This window comes from Desulfomarina sp., from assembly GCF_054039375.1.
This window is the reverse complement of record NZ_JBPLBA010000035.1, coordinates 1-2,575: the sequence shown is the minus strand read 5'-3', so window position 1 is coordinate 2,575 and position 2,575 is coordinate 1. Positions and strand designations below refer to the sequence as shown.

The 2,575-nt window shown below is 46.9% G+C and carries 2 protein-coding genes; one reads left to right on the top strand and one right to left on the bottom strand.

Annotated features, from left to right (window positions below; genetic code table 11):
- Positions 1–254 precede the first annotated feature (254 nt).
- Positions 255–2,147 (top strand): C1 family peptidase, encoded by a 1,893-nt coding sequence (locus ACXLDX_RS02075; RefSeq protein WP_457575531.1) that lies wholly within the window; start codon positions 255–257, stop codon positions 2,145–2,147.
- 82 nt (positions 2,148–2,229) lie between these two features.
- Here ACXLDX_RS02075 and ACXLDX_RS02070 read toward each other — a convergent pair.
- Positions 2,230–2,575: rhodanese-like domain-containing protein (locus ACXLDX_RS02070; protein WP_457575530.1), on the bottom strand; the 346-nt coding region annotated here is incomplete at its 5' end.

Here is a 2,575-nt window from a genome sequence, read left to right as displayed (position 1 = left end):
GGCAAAGAAAATGAAAAAATTTACATTCACCTGAGAAGTGAATAGCCAAATTTGCTTGATATATCATAATGTATTGAAATCAAGTTATATTTACATTTTTTCATTTTCTGAAGTGCAGGATTTAGGTTTTATCTGTTATGCCAAAATAAGCGGTTTATCAACGGTTATGAAAGAAAAATGCTTGTGGTGACTGCTGTCTGTGGTTAGGTTGAAAGGTGTGGCTTTTAAACCGCAAATTTTCACATGGGGGCGATATGGCAAAGTCAAAGCAGAAAAAGCTGAAAAAAAAACGACGTGGCAAATCAGGTCAATTCGGCAGTATAGACGGCTTTAAACTGAACGCCGTCGAGGATACCAGGGACTTCCGGGACTATGCCTATCATCCCGCCCTGATCCCGTTGAAAGAGAAGATGGATCCGCCCGCAAACCCGATTATTCTTGACCAGGGACAGGAGGGAGCCTGTACCGGGTTTGGTCTTGCGGCGGTCATTAATCTGCTGCTGGACAGGCGGAAGGGTGTCAGGCAGGTCAGCAGCCGTATGTTGTATGAGATGGCCAAAAGATATGATGAGTGGGATGGTACTGACTATTCGGGGTCAAGCTGTCGCGGGGCAATCAAAGGCTGGTATAACATGGGCGTCTGTTCGGAGAAACTGGCACCGTATAAAGCTGAAGAACAGTACTGGACGTTGACTGTCGAGCAGGCGGAAGATGCCAGGAAAACGACGCCCGGAGCGTATTACAGAATAAAAAAACATCTGTCTGATTTCCATGCGGCACTCAATGAAGTGGAGGCAGTTTATGTGAGTGCCCGTGTACACGAGGGATGGCGGCAATCCAATGTGAAAAAAGGAAAAATCCCGTTTAAATCCGGGACAATTGGTGGGCATGCTTTTGCTGTTGTCGGTTATAACAGTGAAGGGTTCTGGGTTCAGAATTCATGGGGAAAAAACTGGGGCAGGGGAGGACTGGCGCTCTGGTCCTATGAGGACTGGCTGGAAAATGTCCAGGATGGTTGGGTGGTCAGGCTGGCCCTGTCTACACCCCAGGTCTGGCATTTGAGCCCGCCAGGCTCTGATGGTTTTCAGAGAGAACGGGGGTTGTTTAAAAGAAGCCCCAAACGAGCTGAGATACTTGGGCACTTTGTTCATATTGATGACGGTAATTTTGATGCCAGGGGAGTCTACTGGGCGGACCTGGAAACGGTTCGCCAGACGGCAGATCTTGTGGCTGAAAGTGATAAATATGACCACCTTCTCCTCTATGCCCACGGGGGATTGAACAGTATCAGGGCTTCCGCCCGCAGGATTGTTGCCATGAAGGAAGTGTTCAAGGACAATCGGATCTATCCCTTTCATTTCATGTATGACACCGGGCTCCTGGAGGAAATAAAGGATATCATACTTGGCAAAAAAGAGGATGTTGATTCCAGAACCGCCGGTTTTACTGATTATACGGACAGGCTCATCGAGAAACTGACGCGTCAAGTGGGACGGGCCATCTGGCGGGAAATGAAGAGAGGGGCAGCAAAGCCGTTTGAACCCGGTTTTGCAGGCAGTGAAACCATTGCCGCTTTTCTTGAAGCATTTGGTCGGAAAAAGTCTCGGCCCAAACAACTCCATCTTGTGGGTCACAGTACCGGCGCCATTCTGCTGGCCCATCTTCTCCAGACTCTTGATCGGACCAGCAATGCGCCCAGGGTGGAAACGTGTTCCCTGCTTGCCCCTGCCTGCACCCACAATGATTTCAAAACCTACTACAGGCCGTTGCTGAAAGAGCGGAATAAAGATGTTTTCGGTATAAACCGGATGACTGTCTTTATGCTTGACGGTCAGCTTGAGCTCAAGGATACGGTAACACCGCTGTACAGGAAATCGTTACTCTATCTTGTCTCAAATGCGTTTGAAGAAAAGATCGGAGAGCGTATTCTCGGGATGGAAAAATTCAAAAAATATTTGAGGAAACTGCCGGGATCACCTGTCTTTCGGATCGAACTCAGTCATGGAACGGAAGATAATACGGCAAAAACAACAAGTGAGACACATGGTGGTTTTGATAATGATATCAAGACAATGAATACTCTTCTGAAGATGATTCTCAAAAAGAATCCCAGGAGATACTTTGAAAAAAGGGATCTGGAGTATTAGCCTTTTTCACCCGGATTTCAAGGGGAGCACCGTTTTTGTAATCACCCGTTTTCTGTTCCACCGGAACAGATTATGTGTTGTTTCAGTGACCATAGGTGTCCAGTAAAAGTTCCGGTTCAGGCCAGCCTCGTATACCTTTTTCAAGAATGGCAATCCGTTCGGGAGCTATGCCTTGAGCTGTAAAATATCTGAATGTTCTTTTAGCAGCTCCTTTTCCCCGGGGACCGACAATGATAATTCGGATGTTGTTTTGCCGAAGCTGCTCAATAACAGGTTCAAGGCGTTTTTTGTCTTTTGCTGATTTAACAGGATAGGCAGCAGTTGCAATGGAATGGGAGAAATGATGCATCAGATAATCATTTTTTCCCTGGACATCCACCAGCTGCATTGCAGATCTCTCTGTATTCAGGTTTTTAAGCAGGGAAGTG

Excerpts from the sequence above, each read along its gene's own strand:
- ACXLDX_RS02075 (WP_457575531.1), top strand. The coding sequence starts at position 255 with ATGGCAAAGTCAAAGCAGAAAAAGCTGAAAAAAAAACGACGTGGCAAA.